Annotated in this window: 14 protein-coding genes and 3 pseudogenes; 14 read left to right on the forward strand and 3 right to left on the reverse strand. The window is 66.5% G+C overall.

The window, feature by feature from the left end; all coding sequences use genetic code 11:
• Position 1: 1 nt before the first annotated feature.
• Together V0R59_RS24880 and V0R59_RS24885 are read left to right on the forward strand one after the other, a co-directional pair.
• Positions 2 to 1,177 carry an MFS transporter gene (locus tag V0R59_RS24880; RefSeq protein ID WP_330077284.1) on the forward strand — a complete coding sequence of 392 codons (1,176 nt, stop codon included), beginning with the start codon at positions 2 to 4 and terminating at the stop codon, positions 1,175 to 1,177.
• 138 nt (positions 1,178 to 1,315) lie between these two features.
• Positions 1,316 to 3,427, forward strand: coding sequence for a TonB-dependent siderophore receptor (locus tag V0R59_RS24885; protein ID WP_330077283.1), 2,112 nt, complete (start codon positions 1,316 to 1,318; stop codon positions 3,425 to 3,427).
• 170 nt (positions 3,428 to 3,597) lie between these two features.
• Here V0R59_RS24885 and V0R59_RS24890 read toward each other — a convergent pair whose 3' ends face one another.
• The gene (locus tag V0R59_RS24890) at positions 3,598 to 4,221 is read right to left on the reverse strand and encodes a LuxR C-terminal-related transcriptional regulator (protein ID WP_330077282.1); all 624 of its coding nucleotides are present in this window, start codon (positions 4,219 to 4,221) and stop codon (positions 3,598 to 3,600) included.
• A 168-nt stretch (positions 4,222 to 4,389) separates the two neighbouring features.
• On the opposite strand from V0R59_RS24890, the gene V0R59_RS24895 reads away from it, so the two are divergent.
• The 11 genes and pseudogenes from V0R59_RS24895 (at position 4,390) to V0R59_RS24945 (ending at position 15,522) form a co-directional block, all read left to right on the forward strand.
• Complete coding sequence (locus V0R59_RS24895; protein WP_330077281.1) at positions 4,390 to 4,866, forward strand: dimethylamine monooxygenase subunit DmmA family protein; 477 nt, start codon at positions 4,390 to 4,392, stop codon at positions 4,864 to 4,866.
• Positions 4,863 to 5,783, forward strand: a complete 921-nt coding sequence (locus V0R59_RS24900; RefSeq protein ID WP_330077280.1) for a PDR/VanB family oxidoreductase — start codon at positions 4,863 to 4,865, stop codon at positions 5,781 to 5,783. Before V0R59_RS24895 ends, V0R59_RS24900 begins: the two co-directional genes overlap by 4 nt.
• A 12-nt stretch (positions 5,784 to 5,795) precedes the next feature.
• Complete coding sequence (locus V0R59_RS24905) at positions 5,796 to 6,812, forward strand: heme-dependent oxidative N-demethylase family protein (RefSeq protein ID WP_330077279.1); 1,017 nt, start codon at positions 5,796 to 5,798, stop codon at positions 6,810 to 6,812.
• 27 nt (positions 6,813 to 6,839) lie between these two features.
• Positions 6,840 to 7,970, forward strand: a complete 1,131-nt coding sequence (locus V0R59_RS24910) for an aminomethyltransferase family protein (protein WP_330077278.1) — start codon at positions 6,840 to 6,842, stop codon at positions 7,968 to 7,970.
• 35 nt (positions 7,971 to 8,005) lie between these two features.
• Positions 8,006 to 8,859 (forward strand): annotated as a pseudogene (gene purU / locus V0R59_RS24915) (formyltetrahydrofolate deformylase).
• Between the two features lie 142 nt (positions 8,860 to 9,001).
• The gene (locus V0R59_RS24920; RefSeq protein WP_330077277.1) at positions 9,002 to 10,372 is read left to right on the forward strand and encodes an NAD(P)/FAD-dependent oxidoreductase; all 1,371 of its coding nucleotides are present in this window, start codon (positions 9,002 to 9,004) and stop codon (positions 10,370 to 10,372) included.
• A 10-nt stretch (positions 10,373 to 10,382) separates the two neighbouring features.
• Positions 10,383 to 12,725, forward strand: a complete 2,343-nt coding sequence (locus V0R59_RS24925; RefSeq protein ID WP_330077276.1) for a DUF1989 domain-containing protein — start codon at positions 10,383 to 10,385, stop codon at positions 12,723 to 12,725.
• Positions 12,726 to 13,185: 460 nt separating this feature from the next.
• Positions 13,186 to 13,518: pseudogene (locus tag V0R59_RS24930) on the forward strand (PAS domain-containing protein); the annotation flags it as partial.
• Positions 13,519 to 13,557: 39 nt separating this feature from the next.
• Positions 13,558 to 13,764: pseudogene (locus tag V0R59_RS24935) on the forward strand (methyl-accepting chemotaxis protein); the annotation flags it as partial.
• Between the two features lie 208 nt (positions 13,765 to 13,972).
• Positions 13,973 to 15,331, forward strand: coding sequence for an ammonium transporter (locus tag V0R59_RS24940; protein ID WP_330077275.1), 1,359 nt, complete (start codon positions 13,973 to 13,975; stop codon positions 15,329 to 15,331).
• A gap of 11 nt (positions 15,332 to 15,342) precedes the next feature.
• The gene (locus V0R59_RS24945) at positions 15,343 to 15,522 is read left to right on the forward strand and encodes a hypothetical protein (RefSeq protein ID WP_330077274.1); all 180 of its coding nucleotides are present in this window, start codon (positions 15,343 to 15,345) and stop codon (positions 15,520 to 15,522) included.
• A 56-nt stretch (positions 15,523 to 15,578) separates the two neighbouring features.
• Here the strand turns inward: V0R59_RS24945 and V0R59_RS24950 are convergent, their stop codons facing one another.
• Together V0R59_RS24950 and V0R59_RS24955 are read right to left on the reverse strand one after the other, a co-directional pair.
• Positions 15,579 to 15,920, reverse strand: coding sequence for a DMT family transporter (locus V0R59_RS24950; protein WP_330077273.1), 342 nt, complete (start codon positions 15,918 to 15,920; stop codon positions 15,579 to 15,581).
• Between the two features lie 66 nt (positions 15,921 to 15,986).
• Positions 15,987 to 17,306 (reverse strand): ammonium transporter, encoded by a 1,320-nt coding sequence (locus tag V0R59_RS24955; protein WP_330077272.1) that lies wholly within the window; start codon positions 17,304 to 17,306, stop codon positions 15,987 to 15,989.
• A gap of 448 nt (positions 17,307 to 17,754) precedes the next feature.
• Here V0R59_RS24955 and V0R59_RS24960 point away from each other — a divergent pair, with 448 nt between their 5' ends.
• On the forward strand, positions 17,755 to 19,332 hold the full coding sequence (locus tag V0R59_RS24960) for an ABC transporter substrate-binding protein (protein ID WP_330077271.1): 1,578 nt from the start codon (positions 17,755 to 17,757) through the stop codon (positions 19,330 to 19,332).
• The last annotated feature ends 191 nt before the right edge of the window (positions 19,333 to 19,523 follow it).

The following is a 19,523-nucleotide window of genomic DNA, read 5'->3' on the forward strand; positions in this document are numbered from 1 at the left end:
GATGCGCCGCTACCTGCCGTACTGGTGCTACTACCTGCACCAGGGGATGCTCACCGCCCTGATGCTGCAAGGCGTGACCGGCTACTTCCGCCACCAGGGCCTGGACCTGGCCAGCCTCAGCCTGCTGTCGCTGACCTTCCTGCCCTGGGTCGGCAAGTGTTTCTGGGCGCCGTGGTGCGAGCGGCATTGCCTGGCCCTGCGCGGCAATCGCTACCTCGGCAGCCTGGTATTGCTGCAACTGGGCATGGCCACGGTGTTGCTGCTGATCGCCAGCCTGCGGCCGGAGAGCGCGCTGTATCCGATCCTGATGGCGCTGATGCTGCTGGCGGTGCTCTCGGCCAGCCACGATGTGTATGCCGACGCGATCACCATCACCACCACCGACAGCCGCCAGCGGCCCCTGGCCAATGCGGCGCAGGTCGGCGGCAGCTACCTGGGCGTGGTCTTCGGCAGCCTGGCGTTTCTCTGGCTGGCCGAGCGCTGGGGGTGGCGCGCCGGGTTCATGGGCATGGCGGGGTTGTCCCTCGCCCTGCTGCTGCCCTTGCGCTGGCTGCCGGCGAGCAACGAGCTGGCGCCCCGGGCCGAGGTACCACGCCTGGACCTCTCCGGCCTGCGGGCGTTGTGGCCGGTGCTGTGCCTGGTGGCGATCTATTACCTGGCGATGCGCGGCTTGATGGCGGTGCAGACGGTGCTGCTGCTCGACAAGGGGCTGCCGTTCGAGCGGCTGGGGCTGGTCATCACTCTGTACGGCACCGTCGCCAGTGGCCTGGGCATTGTCCTCGGCGGATGGCTGGCGCGGCGCCTGGGCGCCTGGCGCTGCCTGATGCCGTGCATGGCGCTGCATGCCGTGCTCGCGGTGGTCGCGGCCACTGGCGCGCAGCGCTTCGCCCTCGACGCCTGGCTGACGCTGTTCGCGCTGGTCAACGTCGCCGCGGCGATCGGCTTCGTCACCCTGTACAACCTGCTGATGGGCCAGGTACGGCCACACCAGCCGGCGTCGGACTATGCGCTGTTCCAGTCGGTCGATGCCGCGGTGGCGATGCTCGCCTCGCTGGCGGCGCTGCAGGTGGCCCATGCGGCCGGCTACCGGACATTGCTGGTGGGTCTGGCGCTGGTGGCGGTGGTCAGCCTGTGGCCAGCGCGACGCTTGCGCTCGCGTCTTTCAGACCGTATTTGAAACCGTTATCCGACTGATTTTCCTGATAAAACCGTCAGGATTTCCGGCATACCATAAGATCGAAAATATTTGCAAATGCGAATTACACGCAGATATGATCCGCGCGCATTTTCTTGTCCTACAAAGGTCTTATTGCCGATGCGTCGCACGATCGTCTCGCTGTGCCTGCTCCACGCCGTCCCTTCACTGGCCTGGGCAACCGAACCCGCCACCAGCCTCCAGCTCGATGCCGTGAACATCAACGCCGAGGCCGCCGACTACGAGCGTGCCGACGGCCCGGTGCAGGGCTACAAGGCCAACCGTTCGGCCAGCGCGACTCGCACCGATACCGCCCTGCATGAGACCCCGCAGTCGGTCAGCGTGGTACCCAGGGATGTGCTGGACGACAGCGGCGCGACCCGCCTGCAGGATGCCCTGGACTACGCCGGCGGCGTCGGCCGCGCCAACAACTTCGGCGGCCAGGGCCTGACCACCGTCACCGTGCGCGGCTTCACCACCGGCGAGTACTACCGCAACGGCTTCCCGATGAACCGCGGCTACCCCAACGCCCCGGATGCCGCCAGCATCGAGCGCATCGAGGTGCTGCGCGGTCCGGCCAGCAGCCTGTACGGCCGTGGCGATCCCGGCGGTACCTTCAACGCGGTCACCAAGCAGCCACTGAGTGAATCGAAGGTCACCCTCGGCAGCCAGGTCGACGACCAGGGCATGCACCGCGGCACCCTCGACGCCAGCGGCCCGCTGAACCAGGATGGCAGCCTGGCCTATCGCCTGAATGTGCTTGGCGAAGGTGGCGAAAGCTTCCGCGACGACGTCGAGAGCGAACGCTACGAAGTGGCCCCGGTGCTGAGCTGGCAGGTCAACGACACCACCAGGCTGGTGTTCGAAGGCGACTTCATGCGCAACAACCATCCGCTGGACCGCGGCCTGACCCGCTACGCCACCCAGCGCGGCAGCGCCTCCCGCGACACCAACGTCTGGGAGAAAGGCACCGACAACAAGCTGCACAACGACAACGACATGGCCCAGTTGCGCTTCGAGCACCTGCTCAACGACAACTGGACCCTGGCCGGCGGCTTCCAGTACCTCGATGGCTCGCTGGACGGCAATGCCGTGGAAGCCAACGGCGCCCCGGCCGACGGCCGCACCCTGCAGCGCAACTTCAACTGGCGCCGCCTGGAATGGACCGACCGCGACTTCCAGCTCAACCTCACCGGTCACTTCGATACCGGCGTCTTCGCCCATACCCTGCTGACCGGCGTGGAATACGAGGACTACGACTACAACTCGATCATCCTGCGGTCCTCGGCGGCCTACTCGGTCGATATCTACAACCCGGTCCTCGGCCAGCCACGTCCTGCACTGGACCGCCCCACCACCTGGGACAAGGAAAACCTGCGTACGTGGGCGTTCTTCATCCAGGACCAGGTCGCCTTGACCGAACGCCTCAAGGCACTGGCCGGTGTGCGATTCGAGCGCTTCGAGCATAAGTACGACGACAGGTTGGTCGACACTCGCGATTTCGACAAAAGCCAGAACGGCGTCACTCCGCGCTTCGGCCTGATCTACGACCTGACCGATACAGTGGCGGTCTATGCCAACACAGCGCGTTCGTTCAAGCCCAACAGCGGGACACCCGCCAATGGCGCGGGGTTCGACCCGGAAAAAGGCAAGTCCTACGAACTGGGCGTGAAGTGGGAAGCGCTGGAGCGCCAGCTGAGCGTCGACGCGGCGATCTACCACATCGTCAAGGAGAACGTCCTGACTCGCGACCCCGTCAACACCAACTACAACATCGCCGCCGGCCAGGTCCGCAGCCGCGGCCTGGACATCAACGTCGCCGGCAACATCACCCCGGAATGGCGCGTGATCGGTGGCTACGCCTACGTCGATGCCGAGGTGACCAAGGACAACCGCCTGCCCACCGGCACGCGCCTGGCCAACATCCCGCGCAACAGCTTCAGCCTGCTCAACACCTACGAGTTCCAGGACGGCTTCGCCAAGGGCCTGGGACTGGGGGTCGGGGTCAAGCATGTGGACGACCGCAACGGCCAGACCGAAGCGCTGACCTACACCATGGAGCAGTACACCGTGGTCGACCTGCTGAGCTTCTACAAGGTCAACGAGCATGTGCGCCTGAACCTGGATGTGAAGAACGTCTTCAACAAGGGCTATGACGAAAGCGCGTTCAACACCTACGCCTATCCGGGTGCGCCGCGCACGGTGCAGGCGGGCGTGGCCTATACGTTCTGATCCAGGATCGAAGCGCCTTGTAGGAGCGGATTTATCCGCGATCGGCGGCGAAGCCGTCGTAAATCCTGAGTCCCGGTTTTGTCTGATCCACCGAAGAGTCAGGTTTTATGGCCGCTTCGCGGCCAATCGCGGATGAATCCGCTCCCACAGGATCGCGCCCTGCCTTCCCCTCACACCAACCGCTCGAATATCGCCCCCTCGATCCCCAGCACCTCCCCCGCCCCGGAATAGACCCCCACCCCGGTCTCCCAGACATCCTTGATCCGCCCCTCGGCGCAGCGGATCCGGTAGCTGAGCTGATACGGCTCGTGCTTGAGCAGCGCGCACTGCACGCAATACCAGATGTAGTCGGCGTATTCGTCGAGGATCAGCGAACCGAAGCTGCGCTCGGGATCACGGGTCAGGTATTCCGGGGGGTACCCGGTCAATGGCAGGCAGCCGGCACTGACGTACTCCATCGACCAACTGCGGTCATTACGCCCGCGATAGATCAGCCCGGGCAGCTCGTTCAGCAGGCCCAGGGCGAACGGTATCGGTGCAGACGCGGCCGCCGGCGCACAGTCAACGTGCAACGCAGCAGCGCCGCGCGGCACCCGGGTCGCCAGCTCCAGCCGCGAGCCCAGGCGATACTTGCGCAGCAGATTGCGCACGTAGATCTTCACGGTGCCATCGCTGATCCCCAGTTCCCGGGCGATCTGCTTGTTGCTCAGGCCAGCGCCGATCAGCGCCAGGGTCTGGCCCTCGCGCTCGGTCAGGGTGTCCCGGGCGGGCACCGACAGCATGGCATTGTCCATCCCTCTCCTCCTGCAACCCTGGGGAATTGCTTTCCAGGGCAGCAACTTCCATGCCTTCCGGCAGCCACTACTCCTTTTGGCATACCCCCTCTAGCGGATTGAGCGGAATTTCTTCCGGGGAAATTATTTCCCTCACGAAGAAACACGAACCCAGCCGCCGAGGTGTCCATGAGCCACAGCGCCACCACCCACCCTTTCAGCGTTCCGCGCTACGACCAGCGCAGCGAGCCCGTCGACCTGCTGGTGACCCAGTACCCGGACGCCAGCCCTGTGAAGCAGCTGTCACTGGCCGACTTTGCCGACACCCAGGCCCTGCACTGCGCGGTGCTGGCCCGCCTGGAACTGGCCCGCTGCGGCCTGCGCCTGGAACTGCGCGGCGACGAAGCCTTCATCTGGCCCTTGCAGGCCCTGGCCCGGGCCGCCGGGCTGGACGACGAGGAAATCATCCTCAGCCACGTGCCCGGCAACCGCCAGGTGTTCTGCGTGCACTGTGCCCGCTGCCAGCCGGCCGGCAGCTCGGCATCGCTGACCTGCGCCCACTGCGGCGTGCAGCTGGAAGTACGTCGGCATTTCTCGCAGCGCCTCGGCGCCTACCTCGGCGTCTGCGCCGACGCCGAGCAGCCTTACGGGGAGGTCCGGCCATGATCGAGGTGCGCGTCGCCAGCATCCGTGAACTCACCCCGGTGATCCGCGAGTATTGCCTGCAGGCCGTGAGCGGCGAGCTGCCCGCGTTCTCCGCCGGCAGCCATGTCCAGGTGCACCTGCCCGACGGCCGGCGCAATGCCTATTCGCTGCTCGGCGATCCGGCCGATACCCGTCACTACCGCATCGCCGTGCGCCACCAGGACAACTCCCGGGGCGGCTCGCGCTTCCTCCATCAGCAGTTGCACAGCGGCGACACCCTGCGCATCGGCGCCCCAGCCAACCTGTTCCCGCTGTACAGCAAGGCCCGCCAGCACCTGCTGGTGGCCGCCGGGATCGGCATCACGCCGTTCCTCGCCCATGCCCGCGAACTGCTGCGCCGCGGCGAGGATTTCGAACTGCACTACGCCTACCGCAGCGGCAGCAGCGATGCCTATCTGGACGAACTGCGCACCCTGCTCGGCCCGCGCCTGCACGAGTACCGCAGCGGCAGCCGGCGCTTCGACGCCCGCGCCCTGCTCAAGGACCGACCGCTCGGCACCCACGTCTACAGCTGCGGCCCGCAGTCGTTGCTGCTGGCGGTGGCGGAACAGGCCGCCGCCCAGGGCTGGAGCCCGCGCCGCCTGCACAGCGAGGCCTTCACCGCCGCCGCGCCCGGCCAGCCATTCAGTGTCGAGTTGCAGCGCAGCGGCCGCCAGCTCCAGGTCGGCGCCGAGCAAAGCCTGCTGGAAGCCCTGGAAGCCGCCGGGGTGGAGATTCCCAACCTGTGCCGCGGCGGCGTCTGCGGCCAGTGCCAGACCCCCTACCTCAAGGGCGACGTCGAGCACCGCGACCATGTCCTCGACGCCACCGAACGCGCCAGCCAGCTGATGCCCTGCGTATCCCGCAGCTGCGGCAGCCCGATCCTGCTGGATATCTGAGAGATCCCGACCATGACCCTGACCTTCAAAGCGCACGAGACCTACCGGGACGACTTCAGCTTCCGCAACAGCGCCGAAGCCATCGCCCGTTTCCCCTTCCCGTTCCCGGAAGACCAGTACATGTACTCGGTGAACATCGAGCCGGCGGTGTCGCGCGATCCGGGCTCGGTGTTCGAGCATACCTTCGATGTCGACGAGCACTACGTCGCGGAAATGGCCGAACGGGCGCGGGTGCTGGAGCAGGATCCGCAGCGCTGCCTGGTGATGCCGCACATGGCCCAGGCCGCCTGGGACACCCTGGCGGTGCTGATGGAACACCTGTCCCGCGACTACCCCGAGCACTTCAAGCTGACGTGCGACGGCAACGCCTGGCACTGGCAGAACCTGGCCCTGGGCATCGACCAGTGTTTCACCTTCGGCGACCCCGCCAGCCTGCCCTGCGAGCCACTGGAGTACATCACCCGGCAGATGCAGGGCGACTTCGCCCTGCTCGACCAGCGCGACAACGACCTGTTCATGGACGCCGGCATGGTCACCTGCCCGGCCGACTGGTCGCTGCGCTTCGACGCCGGGATGAGCTTCAAGCAATGGCACTCGCCGGTGCCCATGGCCAACCAGATGGGCGTGTTCGACCGCGCCCTCAAGTACCTGCTCAACGTCCAGGTCGGCAGCCCGGTGCGCCGGCTCAACTGGACCCTGACTATCAACCCGCGCCTGGACACCTCGCCGGAGACCTTCCACCAGTGGGGCAACGATCGCGGCAAGGTCACCGCCGCCAACGCCGGCGAGCTGGTGCACCTGCGCGTGGAACTGCAACTGATGCTGCGCCTGCCGCGCTCCAACGCCTTGCTGTTCGGCATCCGTACCTACCTGATCAGCCTCGACGAACTGGTCACCAACCCGACCTGGGCGCGCCGCCTGCACCGGGTGATCCGCGACCTGCCCGAGCCCATCGCCGACTACAAGGGCATGACCCGCTATCGCCCGGCGCTGATCGAGTGGCTGAGCCAGTTCGACACCACCGCCTGACCCCATTCACAACAAGAGGATTTCCCCATGAGCAACTCATGGCGCATCAGTGCGCTCCGCGAACGCCACCTGGCGCTCGGCTCGCAACTCGAAGACTGGAACGGCATGGGCACCGCCTGGACCTATGCCAGCGACCTTGCCGACCACCACGAAGCCATCCGCACCCGCGCCGGGCTGATGGACGTGTCCGGACTGAAGAAGGTGCACTACGTCGGCCCCCATGCCGAAAGCCTGCTGCAGTACGCGACCACGCGGGACATCGCCAAGCTCTATCCCGGCAAGTCGGTGTACGCCTGCCTGCTCGATGAAGACGGCACCTTCGCCGACGACTGCATCGTCTACCGCACCGGGCCCAACGCCTTCATGGTGGTCCACGGCGCCGGCATCGGCCATGAGATGCTGGTCCGCTCGGCCCAGGGCCGGCAGGTGGCGGTGCTGTTCGACGACGACCTGCACGACCTGTCGCTGCAAGGGCCGAAGGCGGTGGACTTCCTTGCCGAGCACGTGCCGGGCATCCGCGACCTGCCCTACTTCCATCACTTGCAAACCCGGCTGTTCGACCGCCCGGTGATGATCTCACGCACCGGCTACACCGGCGAACGCGGCTACGAGATCTTCTGCAAGGCCGCCGATGCGCCGACGATCTGGGACCGCATCCTGGAGCAAGGCCAGGGCCACGGCATCATTCCCTGCGCCTTCACCGCCCTGGACTGGCTGCGGGTCGAGAGCTACCTGCTGTTCTACCCCTACGACAATTCGCAGATGTACCCCTTCGCCGACCAGAAGGCCGGCGACACGCTGTGGGAGCTCGGCCTCGACTTCACGGTCTCGCCCGGCAAGCAGGACTTCCGTGGCGCCGGCGAACACTACCGGCGCCAGGGCCAGGAGCGCTTCAGGATCCACGGCGTGCTGCTCGACGGCCATGTCGCCGCGCAGAACGGCGACACCCTGTGGCACGACGGCCGCCAGGTCGGGGTGATCACCTGCGCCATGTACTCGCGCCTGACCGAGCGCTCGATGGCCATTGCCCGGGTCGAGCCGCACATCGCCCGCCAGGGCCTGGCGCTGGAAGTGCGCGGCAGCCTGGTCGCCAGGGCCATCGCCCACGACCTGCCGTTCGACGACCCCGAGAAGAAGAAGCGCACCGCCAAAGGCTGAGCGCTCCCGACCTTGCCTGCACAGAGAACCACAGCATGAACCACTACATTCTCAAGATCGGCTGCCCGGCCACCTCCGGCATCGTGGCCGCGGTGACCACCTACCTGGCCGGGCGCCAGTGCTACATCAGCGAACTGGCGCAGTTCGACGACGAACCGGCCGGACGCTTCTTCATGCGCGCGGTGTTCCGCTTCAACGACGGCGTCAAGCCCGACCTGGACGCCCTGCGCCAGGGCTTCGTCGATGTCGCGGTGCCTTTCGCCATGGACTGGACGCTGGTCGAAGGCTGCCGGCCGATGCCGGTGCTGCTGATGGTCAGCAAGTACGACCACTGCCTCGCCGACCTGCTCTATCGCCACCAGAAAGGCGAGCTGGACATGCGCATCACCGCCATCGTCTCCAACCACCTCGACCTGCGGCCGATGGCCGAGCGCGAGGGCATCCGCTTCGTCTACCTGCCGGTAAGCAAGGACAGCAAGGCCCAGCAGGAAGCCGCGCTGCTGCAACTGGTGGAAGAGACCGGCACCGAGCTGGTGGTGCTCGCCCGCTACATGCAGATCCTCTCCGACGACCTTGCCGCCAGCTGTCCGGGCGGGCGATCAACATCCATCACTCGTTCCTCCCCGGCTTCAAGGGCGCCAAGCCCTATCACCAGGCCTGGGCCCGTGGCGTGAAGCTGATCGGCGCCACCGCCCACTACGTGACCTCGGACCTCGACGAGGGGCCGATCATCGAGCAGGAAGTGCAGCGGGTCGATCACACCTGGCTGCCCGATGACCTGGTGCGCATCGGCCGGGATACCGAGACCGTGGCCCTGTCCCGGGCGGTGAAGCTGCACCTGGAACACCGGGTGTTCCTCAATGGCGAGCGGACGGTGATCTTCCGCTAGCCAGGTATTTGCAAAGCACGACACGGACCCTGTAGGAGCGGGTTCACCCGCGATGACGCCGGTGAATCCACTACCGCAATCGCGGGTGAACCCGCTCCCACAGGTTCCGGTTGCCAACCGTTCCACTGCGGAGTACCCCACCATGAAACAACGCGTTGCCATCATCGGTGCCGGCCCCTGCGGCCTGGCCCAGTTGCGTGCCTTCCAGTCGGCCCGGGCCAAGGGCGCGGAGATTCCCGAGCTGGTCTGCTTCGAGAAGCAGGCCGACTGGGGCGGCATGTGGAACTACACCTGGCGCACCGGCCTGGACCAGCATGGCGAGCCGGTCCACGGCAGCATGTACCGCTACCTGTGGTCCAACGGGCCGAAGGAGTGCCTGGAGTTCGCCGACTACAGCTTCGACGAGCATTTCGGCCGGCCCATGGGTTCCTACCCGCCGCGGGAAGTGCTCTGGGACTACATCAAGGGCCGTGTGGAAAAAGCCGGGGTCCGCCCCTGGATCCGCTTCCGCACGGCGGTGCGCGACGTGCGCTTCGATGAGGGCAGCCAGACCTTCGAAGTCACCGCGCACAACTACGCCGAAGACCGCACCTACAGCGAGACCTTCGACTACGTGGTGGTCGCCAGTGGTCATTTCTCCACCCCCAACGTGCCCGACTTCCCCGGCTTCGAACGCTTCGCCGGGCGCATCCTGCATGCCCATGACTTCCGCGACGCCCTGGAATTCAAGGACAAGGACGTGCTGATCGTCGGCGGCAGCTACTCCGCCGAGGACATCGGCTCGCAATGCTTCAAGTACGGCGCACGCACCATCACCAGTTGCTACCGCAGCGCGCCGATGGGCTACCAGTGGCCGCGCAACTGGGAAGAAAAGCCGCTGCTCAGCCATGTCCAGGGCAGCACCGCGTTCTTCGTCGACGGCAGCAGCCGACATATCGACGCGGTGATCCTGTGTACCGGCTACAAGCACCACTTCCCGTTCCTCGCCGAGCCGCTGCGACTGAAGACCGACAACCGGCTGTGGCCGCTGGAGCTGTACAAGGGGGTGTTCTGGGAAGCCAACCCGAAGCTGGTGTACCTCGGCATGCAGGACCAGTGGTACAGCTTCAACATGTTCGACGCCCAGGCCTGGTATGCCCGCGACGTGATCCTCGGGCGCATCGCCCTGCCCCCGGAAGACCTGCGCCGCGCCGAGGACCAGGCCTGGCGCGAGGAAGAACTGGGCCTCGACAACGCCCAGCAGATGTTCGAGTTCCAGGGCGAATACATCCGCCAGCTGATCGCCGCCACCGACTACCCCAGCTTCGACATCGCCGAGGTCAACCGCACCTTCCTGCAATGGAAGCAGGACAAGTACGAAAACATCATGGGCTACCGCGACAAGTGCCACCGCTCGCTGATCACCGGCACCCTGGCCACGCCCCACCACACGCCCTGGCTGCAGGCGCTGGACGACTCCCTGGCGGCCTACCTGGCCGATGCGCCTGCCGCCACCCCGCTGACCGCGTCCTGAGGAATCCGGCATGCAAGCACCCGTGATATCCCGTCCGCTGGAGCCGGCGCTGTTCGCCCGTCATCCCCTCGTCGAGCGCCACCGCGTGGCGCCCGGTGGGCTGACGGTGGTGAGCCTGGAGCCGGACGATCGCCTGGAAGTGATCGACGTCGAGGGCGACCAGGGCGCCGAGCTACTGGCGTTCGCCGGCAACCGCGCCGCCCTCGGCGCCCTCGGCCTGCGCCCCAGTGCCGGCGCTGCCTGCATCGGCCATCTGCTGCGCGACGGCAGCCGCGAGGCCGCCCATGTCAGCGAAGGCCTGGCCCGGCGCGGTATCGACTGCCGCCACCTGCCGGACGCCGCACGGCTATGGCCGCCGGCGACGCCCGCCGGGCATAGCCGCGTGTTCCATTGCAGCAGGGCGCTGCTGGTACTGGTCGCCGCCCCTGGCGGAGCGACCCCGGTGGACAGCCAGGCGCGGGCCAGCGAGCTGCGCCTGCTGGTGCGCCGGGCCAGGCCCCGCTCCACACTGGCGCCGCCACTGCCGGCGCCGCTGGGCGAGCTGGTCGACGAGTTCACCCTCAACCCCGGCACCGCCCGCGATTACCTGGTGGGCGCCGGCCAGTACATCCAGGTCCTCGACGTCGCCGGGCGCCAGTGTTCCGACTTCGTCGCCTTCGACCGGCGCGGGCTCGACAGCGGCGCGCAGATCGACCTCGACCCGACGGTGACCCGCACCCTCAACGGCAACGCCTGGCCGGTGCCGGGCCTGTTCAGCCGCTACTACGACCGCAACCTGCAACCGATGCTGGAGGTGGTGCGCGACACCGTCGGCCGCCACGACACCTTCGCCCTCGCCTGCACTGCGCGCTACTACGAGGCCCAGGGCTACTTCGGCCACGACAACTGCAGCGACAACCTCAGCCGCGCCCTCGCCCGCCACGGCGTGTCGGCCCGGGCCGGCTGGCCGGCGATCAACTTCTTCTTCAACACCGCGGTGGATGCCCACCAGCACCTGACCGTCGACGAACCCTGGTCGCGCCCCGGCGACTACGTGCTGCTGCGCGCCCTGACCGACCTGGTCTGCGCCAGCAGCTCATGCCCGGACGATATCGACCCGGCCAACGGCTGGCAGCCCACCGACATCCATATCCGCGTCTATTGCGCACAGGAGCGCTTCAGTATCGCCATGGCCACGCGCAAATCCCCCGATGCCGAACCGGTTCTCACCCGGGAAAGCGGCTTCCACCCCGGCACCAGCGCCCTCACCCGGCAATTCACCGAATACCGCGGTTTCCGCACGCCGCAGGCCTACGACGGCTACGGCACCCTGGCCGAGTACCATGGCTGCCGCGAACGGGTGGCGGTGATGGACCTGTCGGCGCTGCGCAAGTTCGAGGTGCTGGGACCCGACGCCGAGGCGTTGCTCGACTATTGCCTGACCCGCGACGTGCGCAAGCTCGCGGTGGGTCAGGTGGTCTACGGCGCCCTGTGCTACGAGCACGGCGGCATGCTCGACGACGGCACCCTGCTGCGCCTGGGGCACGACGCCTTCCGCTGGATCGGCGGCGAGGACCACGCCGGCGACTGGCTGCGCGAGCAGGCGGCGCGGCTGGGCATGAAAGTCTGGGTCAAGAGCGCCTCGGAGCAGATCCACAATATCGCCGTGCAGGGCCCGCTGGCCCGGGAGCTGCTCAAGCAGATGATCTGGACCCCGGGCACCCAGCCGGCGCTGGAAGACCTGGGCTGGTTCCGCTTCCTCACCGGTCGCCTCGACGACTACAACGGCGTGCCGCTGATGGTTTCGCGCACCGGCTACACCGGCGAGCTGGGCTACGAGATCTGGTGCCATCCGCGCGACGCCATGGCCATCTGGACCCGCCTCTGGCAACTGGGCGACCCGCTGGGCCTGGTGCCGGTCGGCCTGCAGGCCCTCGACATGCTGCGCATCGAGGCCGGGCTGGTCTTCGCCGGCTACGAGTTCAGCGACCAGACCGATCCCTTCGAAGCCGGCATCGGTTTTTGCGTGCCATTGCAGAGCAAGCAGGCCGACTTCATCGGCCGGGCTGCCCTGACAAGGCGCAGCGCCGAACCGCAACAGCGCCTGGTGGGCCTGGAACTGGAGGGCAACGAGGCGGCGGCCCACGGCGATTGCGTGCGCATCGGCCGCGCCCAGGTCGGGGTGATCACCAGCGCCACCCGCTCGCCGGTGCTGGGCAAGAACATCGCCCTGTGCCGCCTCGACGTGGCCCATTGCGCGGCGGGGACGCTGGTCGAGGTGGGCAAGCTGGATGGCCAGCAGAAACGCATCGCGGCGAAGGTTGCCGCCAGCACCGTCGCCTACGACCCGGAAAAACGTCGGGTTCGTTCGTGAAACTGGATGGGAAATTGCAGGCAAGAGGGACAGGGATTGTCCCTTGCGCAAGGAGAACCTGACGATGTGGTTCAGCAACGCTTCCAGTGACCTGGCCAACGAACTGAGCCAATGGCTCGACCAGCTTGCTCGCAACGGCTCTGCCACGGCCCATTCGCCGGTATTGCAGCGCCAGCCGCGCCTGCTTGGCAGCCTGGAACACCTGCAGCGCGACTGGGGCGAGTTGCAACGGATCCGCCAGCAGGCCGAGCACTATGTGCCGCCACCGTGCACCGCCGAAGAGCTTGCTGCGCTGCAACGGCACCTGGCCGAGGCGCAGGCCCAGGTGGCACGCCTGGGCAGCGAGCGCGATGCCGCCCTGCAACAGCTCGACAGCCTGCACGCCGAGCGCGAGCGCTGGGACGAGGACCGCCAGGTCTGGGAACTGACCAAGCGCACCCTCACCGAAGGCTGCTGGGCCATGAACGTGGTCAATGGCGACCCGGACCATGCGCAGAACGTGATTCGCTGGTCGGAACAGTTCCGCGCCCTGATCGGCTATGGCCGCGACGAATTTCCCGATGGCTGGGACAGCTACTTCGCGGTGGTCAACGCCGACGACCTGAAACAGGTGATGAAGGCCTTCAACGCCGCCATGGCCGACGGCCAGGGCGATGGGCTGTATGCCGTGGAATACCGCATGCGCCACAAGACCCGTGGCGAAGTCTGGTTCCGCGAGCGCGGCCGCTGCCTGCGCGACGGCAAGGGGCGGCTGACCTGGGTGACCGGCGCAGTGCGCGAGATCAGCGACGAGAAGACCGCCGCGACCCTGCATGACCGCGAGCAGGCCAGCATCCAGGCCACCTACGGGCAGATCGCCCAGGTCGCCGGGGTGATCCGCGGCATCGCCGAGCAGACCAACCTGCTGGCGCTCAATGCGGCGATCGAGGCGGCCCGGGCTGGCGAGGGTGGCCGCGGGTTCGCGGTGGTGGCCGACGAAGTGCGCAACCTGGCCCGAAGGACCCAGGAGTCCGTGCAGCAGATCCAGAACATGTTGCAGTCCTGAAAAGCGACGCAGCCCCCTGTAGGAGCGGGTTTACCCGCGATTGCAATAGTGAATTCACCGACGCCATCGCGGGTAAACCCGCTCCTACAGGGTCCGCGTCACTGCCCTGAAACCACACAACAACAAAAGCCTTCAAAGGCTAGCAGTCCACTTCCTTCTGCCCACCACAACATTCCACAGCATGTGCATCGAGGATCGAGTGATGGAAGAACAGAAAGCCCCCACGGTCGAGGAGCTCAAAGCCCTCATCGACATGACCAACACCCTCAACATGGAGATCTTCTACTGGTGGTGCATCGCCCTGATGATCCTGATCCACGCCGGCTTCCTGTCCTATGAGATCGGCGCCTCGCGGCTGAAGAACGCCCTCGCCGCCGGGGTCAAGAACATCCTCGCCTTCGGCTTCATCGTGCCGACCTTCTTCCTGTTCGGCTGGGCCATCTACAACGCCTTCCCCGACGGCCTGGTGCCGCGCATGGACGCCCTCAGCGCCGCCATGCCGTGGAGCCAGAGCATGGGCCCGAACATCAAGGACAACGCCACCGGGATCTTCTGGGCGGCCTTCGCCCTGTTCGCCGCCACCACCGGTTCGATCCTGTCCGGGGCGATCATCGAGCGTGCGCGCATGAGTGCCTTCATCATCATGACCGTGCTGCTCGGTTCGGTGCTGTGGCTGTTCGGCGCAGCCTGGGGCTGGCACCCACAAGGCTGGCTGACCGTGCAGTGGGGCTACCATGACGTCGGCGCGGCGGGCGTGGTGCACATGATCGCCGGCTTCTTCGCCCTTGCCGTGGTGATCAACCTCGGCGCACGCATCGGCCGCTTCAACCCGGACGGCAGCGCCAACGCCATCGTCGGCCACAGCATGCCGATGAGCGTGGTCGGCCTGATGCTGATCATCGTCGGCTTCTTCGGCTTCCTCGGCGGCTGCATCATCTACAGCTCCGGAGCGCAGTGGATCAACATCTACGGCCAGCCGACCACCCTCTCCGCCTTCGCCTTCAACACCCTGATGGGCTTCGCCGGCGGGCTGATCGGCGCCTACCTGACCACCCGCGAGCCGTACTGGATGATGTCCGGCGGCCTGGTCGGGATCATCTCCGTGGCCCCGGGCCTCGACCTCTACCACCCCGGCCTGGCCTACCTGATCGGCATGGGCGTGGCGGCCATGGCCCCGCTGGTGAACAACCTGCTGCTGAAACTGCGCCTCGACGACGCCGTCGGCGCCTTCGCCGTGCACGGCTTCGGTGGCTTCGCCGGGCTCGTGATCAGCGGCGTGTTCCTCGCCGGCTACCCGAACATGAACGGCATGGCCGAGATCAGCTTCATGGGGCAACTGGGCGGTGCGGTGGTGATGGCGGCCCTGGGCTTCATCCCCGGCTACCTGGTCTCCTGGGCCCTGAAGAAGGCCGGCGTGTTGCGCGTCCCGGCGCATGCCGAGGAACGCGGCCTGGACCTGACCGAAGTGCCGGCCCAGGCCTATCCGGAATGGAGTGGAATCTACGGCGAGCCCGCCAAGCCACAGGCTCGCCTGGTCGCAGAAAGCAAAGCCACCGTCTGAGGAGAACCCGCATGAGCATCAGCACCTACGAAGGCGCCAGCGCCGTCTTCACCTTCGCCGACAAACCCGCCGTGCTCGGCGTGATCACTGTGGTGGTGATCGCGGTCACCCTGTACGCCCTGGTCACTACCTTCGTGCATGAGAAGCACAGCTACGCGATGGCGGACGAGGAACTGCCGAAGCTGAAGTAAGCGTCACTGGCCTGGTGGCGGGCAACGTCCGCGACCAGGCCTTCACGAACCCCGCATCAAACCGCCTGCCCTTCCCCCACCAGCTTCAACCCCACGATCCCGCCGACGATCATCAGCAGGCACAAGCCCTTCAGCACCCCCAGCGATTCCCCGAGAAACACACTCCCGTACACCACCGTCCCCAGCGTCCCGATGCCCACCCACACCGCATAGGCCAGGCCCAGCGGCAGTTCCCTGACCGACAGGCTCAGCAGGTAGATGCTCAACGCCAGGAACAGCCCGCAGTACAGGCTCGGCCAGAGCCGGGTGAAACCATCGGTACGCGGGATGATCGAGGCATACAGCACTTCGCAGGCCCCGGCCGCCAGCAGATACGTCCATCCATTCAACCAACCCACAGGCTTCTCCTTTCACGACAAATGCCAACGCCGGCACAAGGTGCCGGCGCTGTTTTCAACGGCGGATCAGTTGGAGTACTTGTACCCGACCTCGCCATGGGCAGAGAGGTCGAGGCCGTCCACTTCCGCCTCTTCATCCACCCTCAGCCCGCCGCACAGCGCCGCCGCCACCTTGAAGGCAACCCAGCTGCTGACGGCAGAGAACAGGATGCTGAACAGGATCGCCCCGCCGTTGACCGCCAGTTGCTCCATCAGGCCGCGGCCTTCGGCGAAGCCCTGGCCACCGATCGCCGTGAGGGCGAACACCGGGGTCAGCAGGCCGCCGAGAATCCCCGCCACGCCGTGCACGCCAAACACATCGAAGGCGTCGTCGAGGCCGATCATCGGCTTGAGCTTGTCCACCGACCAGACGCACACCGGGCCGGCGATGAAGCCCAGCAGGATCGCCCCCATGGGCCCGACGAAACCACAGGCCGGGGTGATCGCGACGAGGCCGGCGATGGCCCCGGAGATCGCTCCGAACAGGCTCGGGCGGCCACGGTACTGCCACTCGACGATCAACCAGCCCAGGGCACCGGCGCAGCTGGCAAGCATGGTGTTGACCATCACCAGCATGGCGAAGCCGCTGGCGGCCAGGGCGCAGCCGCCGCAGAAGCCGAGCCAGCCGACCCAGAGCATGCAGCCGCCGGTGTAGGTCATGGTCATGTTGTGCGGGGCCAGGGCCTGGGTGCCGAAACCACGGCGGCGCCCGAGCATCCAGGCGCCCACCAGGGCGGCGATGCCGACATTCAGGTGCACCACGTTGCCGCCGGCGAAGTCCTGCACGCCGAGGTTGAACACCCAGCCACCGCCCCAGCCCATATGGGCCATCGGCAGGTAGTTGAGAGTCAGCCAGAACGCCATGAACACCATGACCGCGGAGAATTTCATGCGCTCGGCAAAGGCGCCGACGATGATCGCCGGGGTGATCGCGGCGAACAGCAGCATGAACAGGAAGTACAGGTACTCGGGGATGGTGCCGGTGATCGAGTCCTTGTCCACGCCGCGCAGGAACAGCTTGTCCAGGCCACCGATGAACGACTGCAGCGAACCGCCGTCGGTGAAGGTCAGGCTGTAGCCGTACAGGGCGAACAGCACCGCTGCCAGCGACGCGGTGCAGAACACCTGCATGAGGATCGACAGCACGTTCTTGCTCCGCGCCATGCCGCCATAGAACAGCGCCAGGCCCGGCAACATCATCAACAGCACCACCAGCGAACACAGGGCGACGAACGCCGTGTCGCCGCTGTTGATGGTCGGGGTGGCGTCCTCGGCTAATGCCGATGCCGCCCCCAGCATCAGGGAAAGGCCCAAGGTACCGCGGACCACAGGTGAAAACCGGATCATTGCCCACTGCCTCCAATCGATGGGAATGCCGGTTTCCACGAAAGCGCGGAATCACCGGCATGGGGTGCCCTGCGGAGCGTCGCTCCGGAGCGGTGTGACTGCCCCGGCTGCAACGCAAGAGGTCTGCCAAATCGTGAAGCTGCGCGAAAATTTCCGCAGTCGATTGAAAGTAAAGGGTTTTTATCTAGCAACCAGCCCTCGGACCAGGGCCAGATCAAATTCCTGAAAGGAAATTATTTTTCTTTTGGTGCAATTAATTCGCACACATCACCAGTTTGGTGCTGCTGGCGCTCGAACGCTGACCTGCTGATGGCCTGCTGCTCCAGCAACAACACACGACCCACCTGCCCACCGGTTTTCCCGGCAAACCCAGCAAAACCGGGACTTTGCCCCGGATGGCGTGAAACCTGCTCTGACCCGCTGCAACGAATCCCTCAGAGACTCCCGCATGATCGAACGCCCTCCCTTCACCCGCCGCCGCTTCCTCGGCAACAGCCTGGCCCTCGGTGGCCTGGTCCTGGGCGGCGGCCTGCTCGCCGGCTGCGGCGATGACAGCCAGTCCGCCGCCAATCTCGACGGCACCACCCCGCGCTACGGCGGCCGCCTGCGCCTGGGCATCCTCGATGGCAACCAGGCCGGCAACCTCGATGCGCACAAGCCGGTGGGCAGCGGCATCGTTCGCGGCTTCGCCCTGTACAGCAAGCTCTGGGAGTGGGACGAGAACATGCTGCCGCGCCTGGCCCTGGCCGAAGAGGCCGAGGTCAGCGCGGACGGCAAGGTGTGGACCCTGCGCCTGCACAAGGACCTGGAGTTCCACCACGGCAAGACCATCGACGCCGACGACCTGCAGTTCTCCATCCGCCGCCTCACCGACCCGCAACTGGCCTCGCCCTACGCCGCGCTGCTGCACTGGATCGACCGCGACAACCTGGAGAAGCTCGACAACCGCACCCTGCGCGTCCGCTTCAAGGACGGCGCGGGCTTCGTGCCGTTGCCGGAAACCTGGGTGAATTTCGGCGGCATCGTGCCCGTGGACTATCACCCGGTGACCAATCCCGTCGGCGCCGGTCCCTACCGGTTCAAGAGTTTCAACGCCGGCCAGCGCTCGCTGTTCACCCGTTTCGAGAACTACTACAAGTCCGGCCGCCCCTACGCCGACGAACTGGAAATCATCGGCTTCAAGGACCAGACCTCACGCCTTGCCGCGCTCAAGGCCGGCCAGCTGGACATGGCCAACGCCCTGGCGGCCGAGCACCTGCGCCTGATCGAGAACGACCCGCGCCTGCAGGTGCTGACCTCGGTCACCGGCAACTGGCTGAGCCTGGACATGAACACGCAGAAGGCGCCGTTCGACGACCCGCGGGTGCGCCAGGCGTTTCGCCTGCTGGCCGATCGCGAGGAACTGGTGGCGCGAGTGCTCAACGGCCAGGGACGAGCGGCCAACGACCTCTATGCACCGAACGACCCTACCTTCGACCACGCCATCCCGCCGCGCCGCCAGGACCTGGACAAGGCCCGGGCGCTGTTGCGCGAAGCAGGGCAAGAAAACCTCAAGCTGGAGCTGGTGGCCGAACAGGAAGGCGTGGCGCTGTCCTCGGCCCTGGTGTTCGCCGAGCAGGCCCGTCGGGCAGGCGTGGACATCAGCGTGCGCCAGGTGGATGGGGCCACCTTCAATGGTCCGCAGCATACGGAATGGACCTTCAGCACCGGCGGCAGCATCGGCGCGCCGTTCCTGACCTGCGCGCTGCATGCCGATGCGCCGGTGTCGGTGGCGAACAAGACCCACTTCGACGATCCGCGTTTTTCCGAACTGTTCCTGCAGGCGCTGGCCGAACCGGACCTGGAGAAGCGCAAGCCGCTGGTGCACGAGGCGCAGCGGATCCAGTACGAGCGTGGCGGGATGCTGGTGTGGGGCTATGCCAACCTGGTGGATGGCTTTGCCCGGCGGGTGGGCGGTGCGGCGGCGGAGAAGACCCTGTTCCCGACCTGGCGCTTCGATCAGCTGTGGTTGCGCGATCAGGCTTGAGCCTATCAGGCTGCGCTATCGCGCGGAGAACAGGCCCAAGAGCGACGCGGCCCCTGTGGGAGCGGGTTCACCCGCGATTGCGTCGGTGATGCCACCATCGCAATCGCGGGTAACCCCGCTCCCACAAGTCCCCGCTGAATCAATGAGTTATGCGGTGTTCCATGAGAGCGGGCTTGTCGGGACGCCGAACC

The organism is Pseudomonas ulcerans, assembly GCF_036324125.1.
GTDB classification, from domain to species: Bacteria; Pseudomonadota; Gammaproteobacteria; order Pseudomonadales; family Pseudomonadaceae; genus Aquipseudomonas; species Aquipseudomonas ulcerans.